Source organism: Acidimicrobiia bacterium (genome assembly GCA_035651955.1).
GTDB lineage: Bacteria > Actinomycetota > Acidimicrobiia > IMCC26256 > JAMXLJ01 > JAMXLJ01.
The window spans coordinates 47,940-54,058 of sequence record DASRES010000039.1; the positions used below are offsets into that span (position 1 = coordinate 47,940).

Annotated in this window: 8 protein-coding genes; all 8 read left to right on the forward strand. The window is 72.3% G+C overall.

Going from position 1 to position 6,119, the window contains the following annotated elements:
* Positions 1-25: 25 nt before the first annotated feature.
* Complete coding sequence (locus tag VFC33_08990) at positions 26-964, forward strand: dihydroorotate dehydrogenase (protein HZR13373.1); 939 nt, start codon at positions 26-28, stop codon at positions 962-964.
* A 10-nt stretch (positions 965-974) separates the two neighbouring features.
* Positions 975-1,694, forward strand: coding sequence for an orotidine-5'-phosphate decarboxylase (gene pyrF / locus VFC33_08995; protein HZR13374.1), 720 nt, complete (start codon positions 975-977; stop codon positions 1,692-1,694).
* 119 nt (positions 1,695-1,813) lie between these two features.
* Entirely contained in the window at positions 1,814-2,128 is a 315-nt protein-coding gene (gene mihF / locus VFC33_09000; protein ID HZR13375.1) for an integration host factor, actinobacterial type, read from the forward strand.
* 25 nt (positions 2,129-2,153) lie between these two features.
* Positions 2,154-2,738 (forward strand): guanylate kinase, encoded by a 585-nt coding sequence (gene gmk, locus VFC33_09005; protein ID HZR13376.1) that lies wholly within the window; start codon positions 2,154-2,156, stop codon positions 2,736-2,738.
* A gap of 93 nt (positions 2,739-2,831) precedes the next feature.
* Complete coding sequence (gene rpoZ / locus VFC33_09010; protein HZR13377.1) at positions 2,832-3,119, forward strand: DNA-directed RNA polymerase subunit omega; 288 nt, start codon at positions 2,832-2,834, stop codon at positions 3,117-3,119.
* Between the two features lie 27 nt (positions 3,120-3,146).
* Positions 3,147-4,427, forward strand: coding sequence for a bifunctional phosphopantothenoylcysteine decarboxylase/phosphopantothenate--cysteine ligase CoaBC (coaBC, locus tag VFC33_09015; protein HZR13378.1), 1,281 nt, complete (start codon positions 3,147-3,149; stop codon positions 4,425-4,427).
* A 32-nt stretch (positions 4,428-4,459) separates the two neighbouring features.
* The gene (metK, locus tag VFC33_09020) at positions 4,460-5,653 is read left to right on the forward strand and encodes a methionine adenosyltransferase (protein ID HZR13379.1); all 1,194 of its coding nucleotides are present in this window, start codon (positions 4,460-4,462) and stop codon (positions 5,651-5,653) included.
* 50 nt (positions 5,654-5,703) lie between these two features.
* Positions 5,704-6,119: hypothetical protein (locus VFC33_09025; protein ID HZR13380.1), on the forward strand; the 416-nt coding region annotated here is incomplete at its 3' end.

Below are 6,119 nucleotides of genomic sequence, written 5' to 3' on the forward strand. Positions count from 1 at the left end.
GTTGCACCACGACGACGAGCGACGCATGAACGCTCGGGATGTCGACATGCGGGTGCGCATCGGGCCGGTCGAGCTGCCGAACCCGATCGTTGCCGCGTCGGGCACGTTCGGGCACGGCGACGAGGTCGCGCGCGTGTGTGACCCGTCGCGGCTCGGCGCCGTCACGACGAAGTCGCTCGCGCCGTTCCCGTGGGCGGGCAACCCGGCCCCGCGCCTCCACCCGGCGAGCGCGGGCATGCTCAACTCCGTCGGCCTCCAGGGCCCGGGCGTCGAGACGTGGGTGAGCGAGGAGCTGCCCGCGCTCCTGGCACGCGGCGCGCGCGTGATCGCGTCGATCTGGGGACGGACGGTCGACGACTTCGCGCTCGCCGCGAAGATGCTGCGACCCGTCCACGACGACCTCGTCGCGCTCGAGGTGAACGTCAGCTGCCCGAACGTCGAGGACCGGTCGCGGATGTTCGCGCATTCGGCGGACGCGACCGCCGCGGTGACCCGCGCCGTCGTGGACGCCGTGGACGGCCTCCCCGTGCTCGCCAAGCTGTCGCCCAACGCGACCGACGTGCGCGAGATCGCCGCCGCGGCGGTCGGCGCCGGCGCGACGGGGCTCACCCTCGTCAACACGCTGCTCGGCCTCGCGCTCGACCCGGTCACGCGGCGGCCCGCGCTCGGTGCCGGCGGCGGGGGACTGTCCGGGCCGGCGATCAAGCCGGTCGCGCTGCGGATCGTGGCCGAGGTCGCCCGGGAGCTGCCCGGCGTGCCGATCGTGGGGACGGGCGGCGTGCTGACCGGGGCCGACGCGGTCGAGATGCTCGTCGCGGGCGCGTCCGCGGTCGGCGTCGGCACCGCCTCGTTCCACGACCCCCGCGCCGCGCTGCGCATCCTCGACGACCTGGTCGACTGGTGCGCCCGCCACGCCATCGCCCGGGTCGCCGACCTGACCGCCACGCTGGAATGGCCGACGTGAGGAGACCGGCATGACCGTGCCCGAGCCCGTCGCCCCGCCCGAGATCCGCGACCGTCTCGCGGTCGCGCTCGACGTCGACGACCTCGATGACGCGGTCGACCTCGCGCGCCGCGTCGCACCCTGGATGGGCATCGCGAAGGTCGGCCTCGAGCTCTACACGGTGGCGGGACCGGTCGCGTTCGCGCGCATGCACGACCTCGGCCTGCGCGTCTTCGCGGACCTCAAGCTCCACGACATCCCGACCACCGTCGAGCGCGCCTCACGCGCCGCCGCGCGTCACGGCGTCGAGTTCCTCAATCTGCACGCGGCTGGTGGTGTCGCGATGCTGCGCGCGGGTGTCGAAGGCGCGCGTGACGGCGCGCGCGATCACGCGCCGCTCGTCCTCGCGGTGACGGTGTTGACGAGTGACGCCGACACGAGCGCGTTCACACCGCGACTCGACGCGACGATCGACGCGGGATGTGACGGCGTGGTGTGCTCCGCGCACGAGGTGCGCCTCGTGAAGGAGCGCGACCCGTCGCTGCGCGCGATGGTCCCCGGTGTGCGACCGGCGGGCACGGCGCGCGACGATCAGGCGCGCGTCGCGACGCCTGCAGACGTTGTCGCCGTCGGTGGTGACTGGATGGTGTTGGGACGCGCGGTGACGCGCGCAGCGAGTCCCGAACGCGCCGCGGCGGACGTCGTCGCGTCGTTGCACGACACTCTGAAAACACCGTCTCACCTGCGCTGACGCGCACCCGGGGTCCCGGGTTGCCCGTCAATCCGCCCTGCCTATACTGACCCTTCGTCTCGTCCGACTCGCCTCAGTCGTTCACGGACGTCCGGTCACGACACGGAGGTTCCCGCCCCATGCCCCTTCCCCCGTCACTCACACCCGAGCAGCGTCAGGCTGCGCTCGACAAGGCCGCTGAGGCACGGCGTGTGCGTGCAGAGGTGAAGAAGAAGCTGAAGGACCGCGCGTTGTCGTTGAAGGAGCTCTTCGACGTGAGCGACACCGACGACACTGTCGCGAAGCTGAAGGTCGTGAGCGTGCTCGAGTCGTTGCCCGGTGTTGGCAAGGTGCGCGCGCGCAAGATCATGGAAGAGCTCGACATCAGCGAGAGCCGTCGACTGCGCGGCCTCGGCGCGAACCAGCGCACGTCGCTGCTCGAGCACTTCGGTTAGTCGCGCGCGATCCGGTCACGTTCGCGTGCGCGGCCGGCTCGTCGTCATCGCGGGTCCCTCCGGGGCGGGGAAGGGGACCATCGTCCGGCGGTTGCTCGAGACGCATCCCGAGCTGACGTACTCGGTGTCGATGACGACGCGCGCGCCGCGTCCCGGTGAGGTCGACGGGCGCGACTACTTCTTCGTGTCGCGCGACCGGTTCGAGAAGCTCCGCGACGCGGGCGGCTTCCTCGAGTGGTTCGCGGTGTACGGCGACCTGAAGGGCACGCCGCGCGAGCCCGTGGAGCGCAACCTCGACGCCGGCCGCGACGTCCTGCTCGAGGTCGACGTGCAGGGGGCGATGGCGGTCAAGGAGCGGTTCCCCGAGGCACTCCTCGTCTTCGTGAAGCCGCCCTCCCGAGACGTGCAGCGGGAGCGGTTCCTCGCCCGTCACCGCGACGACCCCAACTTCGACCCCGGCGACCTCGAGCGGCGCCTCGCGCAGGCGGACGCCGAGGAGGCCTTGGCCGGCCGCTTCGACGCCCTCGTCGTCAACGACGACCTCGATCGGGCGGTCGGGGAGGTCGCTGCTATCCTGACCGACCGCCGTCGTGCCGCCGACCAGGCCTGACGCGCCCTCCCCGCACCCGTAGGAGTCGAGGCGGAGGCGTGGCCGGACGGCCGGGACGCCGCAGCCGAGACGACCAGACGACATGGAGCCTCGATGGACGACCGCCGCATCACGTTGATGGAGCCCCGCATGGAGGAGCTCCTCGACAAGGTGGACTCGAAGTTCACGCTCGTGACGCTGGCCGCGAAGCGGGCCCGGGAGATCAACGACTACTACAATCAGCTCGGCGAGGGGCTCGGCAAGATCGTCCCACCCCAGGTCACGTCTGTGTCGCGCAAGCCGCTGTCGATCGCGCTCGAGGAGATCGAGGTCGACAAGATCAAGTTCGAGCGTCCCGACCCCGACGAAGAGGCCGTCGACGGCGAGGAGCCGGCCGAGTAGCTGCCCCGGCGGGGGCGAGGCCGGGCGATGGACGCTCGCGACGCCGATGCGGTGCTGCGGGGACGGCGGATCGTCCTCGGCGTGACCGGCGGCATCGCCGCGTACAAGGCGGTCGAGGTGTGCCGCCGGCTCGTCGACGCCGGGGCGCACGTGGCCGCCGTGCTCACGTCGGACGCCACGCGATTCGTGGGCGCCGTGACGTTCTCCGCGCTCGCGTCGGAGCCCGCGCGCACGTCGCTGTTCGACGGACCCGACCCGATCCCGCACACCCGGCTCGGCCAGAGCGCCGACCTGGTCGTCGTCGCGCCCGCGACGGCCAAGCTGCTCGGCAGGTACGCGGCCGGCATCTCCGACGACCTGTTGAGCGCGACGCTGCTCGCGACGCGCGCGCCCGTCCTGCTCGCCCCCGCGATGCACACCGAGATGTGGGAGCACCCGGCGGTGCAGGACAACGTGGCGACGCTTCGCCGCCGCGGGGTGCACGTGGTCGATCCAGACGAGGGCCGGCTCGCCGGTGGTGACGTCGGCGCGGGCCGGCTCGCCGATCCCGAACGGATCGTCGCGGCCGCCGCGGAGGTGCTGCTCGCGGCGAATCGCTCGGCGATTCGCCGCGAAGGGGGCGCTGACCAGGGCCGGGACCTCGCCGGCGTGCGGGTGCTCGTCACCGCGGGCGGCACCCGCGAGCCGATCGACCCGGTCCGTTACGTCGGGAACCGGTCGTCCGGGAAGATGGGGCACGCGCTCGCGGAGGTGGCGTGGCGGCGCGGCGCCGCGACGACGCTCGTCACGACGCAGTCCCGCCCGGTCGCCGACGGCGTCGACGTCGTCCGCGTCGAGACCGCCGAGGAGATGGCCGCCGCGGTGCTCGAGCGCTACGCCGACGTCGACGTGGTCGTGATGGCCGCCGCCGTCGCGGACTTCCGCCCGAAGGCCGTGGCGGCGGAGAAGCTGAAGAAGCGCGACGGCCTCCCCGAGGTCGTCCTCGAGCCGACGCCCGACATCCTCGCCGCGCTCGGGGAGCGCAAGACCGGCCAGGTGCTCGTCGGCTTCGCGGCCGAGACCGAGCGCGTGCGCGAGCACGCGGCCGACAAGCTCCGCGCGAAGCGCGTCGATCTCATGGTCGCCAACGACGTCAGCGCGGCCGACGCCGGGTTCGAGGTGGACACGAACCGCGCGCTGCTCCTCGACCCGAGCGGGGCGGTGGAGGAGCTGCCGCTGCTCACGAAACTCGACCTCGCGAGGGTCATCTTCGATAGGGTGCACCGCCTGCTCGGCGACCGGTCGCGCCAGCAAGACCGCGGCGCGTGAGCGTCGATCACTGATCCACAGAGAGAGAATCCATGGATTCGTTCACGTTCACGTCGGAGTCGGTGACCGAGGGTCACCCCGACAAGATGTGCGACCAGATCAGCGACGCCGTCCTCGACGCCATCTTCGAGGAGGACCCGACGAGCCGGGTCGCGTGCGAGTCGATGGCGACCACCGGTCTCGTCGTTGTCGCCGGCGAGATCAGCACGAGCGCCTACGTCGACATCCCGCGCGTCGTGCGCGACACGATCCGCGCGATCGGCTACGACCGGGAGTCGTACGGGTTCGACGGCAGCACGTGCGGCGTCATCACCTCGATCGACGAGCAGTCGCCCGACATCGCGATGGGCGTCGACAAGGCGGTCGAGCAGCGCGCCGGCACGGGCGAGCACTTCGACGAGATCGGCGCGGGCGACCAGGGGATGATGTTCGGCTACGCCTGCGACGAGACCGAAGACCTGATGCCGATGCCGATCTGGCTCGCACACCGTCTCGCGCACCGGCTGTCCGAGGTCCGCAAGGCCGGCGTGCTCCCGTACCTGCGCCCCGACGGCAAGACGCAGGTGACGGTCGCGTACGAGAACGGCGTCCCGAAGCGGCTGCAGACGGTGCTCATCTCGACGCAGCACCAGCCCGGCATCGACATCGAGAGCCTGATGAAGCCGGACCTGATCGAGCACGTCATCCGGCCGTTGCTGCCCGAGCAGTTCGCGGACGACAGGTTCGAGGTGCTCTGCAACCCGACCGGCAACTTCGAGCTCGGCGGTCCGCACGCCGACTGCGGCCTCACGGGTCGCAAGATCATCGTCGACACGTACGGCGGCATGGCCCGCCACGGCGGCGGCGCGTTCTCCGGCAAGGACCCGACGAAGGTCGACCGCTCGGCGGCGTACGCGGTGCGCCACGCGGCGAAGAACATCGTCGCGGCCGGGCTCGCGAAGCGCTGCGAGGTCCAGGTCGCGTACGCGATCGGCGTCGCGCGTCCCGTGTCGATCATGGTCGAGACGTTCGGTACGTCCGAGATCGATCCCGCGAAGCTGCCCGACCTCATCCAGGAGCAGTTCGACCTGCGGCCCGCGGCGATCATCGACCGGCTCGACCTGCGCCGGCCGATCTTCCGCAAGACCGCCGCGTACGGGCACTTCGGCCGTCCCGACCGCGACTTCACGTGGGAGCGCACGTCGCAGGCGGACACGCTCCGCAAGGCCGCAGAATCGCTCGCGTAGTCCGCGTACGGCCGGACGTCCCGGCCGTCGACCGCGACTTCGACTATCTCGTGCCCGACGCGCTCGACGCGCGCGTCGCGGTCGGCACGATCGTGCGCGTCCCGCTCCACGGTCGGCGCGTGCGCGGCTGGGTCGTGGCTGACGGCGTCGCGCCCGAGACGGAACCCGAGCGGCTCCGGCCCATCGCGGCCGCGGTGTCGGCCGGCCCGTCCCGCGAGCTCGTGGACCTGTGCGGGTGGATCGCGTGGCGGTGGTGCGGGCCGGTCGTCTCGCTGTTGCGCAGCGCGTCGCCGCCCAACGTCGTCGCGCCCGAGGCCGCCCCCGTGCCCGACGTCGGCGTGCACCCGGTGGTCGACGTGCCGGCCGGTCTCGACGGCATCGCGGACGCGCCCGTCGGGCTCGTCGCGTGGCCGCCCGCGTCCGACCGGCGCGCGCTCGTCCGGTCCCTCCTCGCGCCCTCGGGCTC

Bases quoted from the DNA above. Each gene is read 5' to 3' on its own strand.
- VFC33_08990 (HZR13373.1), top strand. From the start codon at position 26: ATGAACGCTCGGGATGTCGACATGCGGGTGCGCATCGGGCCGGTCGAG.
- pyrF (HZR13374.1), top strand. From the start codon at position 975: ATGACCGTGCCCGAGCCCGTCGCCCCGCCCGAGATCCGCGACCGTCTC.
- mihF (HZR13375.1), top strand. From the start codon at position 1,814: ATGCCCCTTCCCCCGTCACTCACACCCGAGCAGCGTCAGGCTGCGCTC.
- rpoZ (HZR13377.1), top strand. From the start codon at position 2,832: ATGGACGACCGCCGCATCACGTTGATGGAGCCCCGCATGGAGGAGCTC.
- coaBC (HZR13378.1), top strand. From the start codon at position 3,147: ATGGACGCTCGCGACGCCGATGCGGTGCTGCGGGGACGGCGGATCGTC.
- metK (HZR13379.1), top strand. From the start codon at position 4,460: ATGGATTCGTTCACGTTCACGTCGGAGTCGGTGACCGAGGGTCACCCC.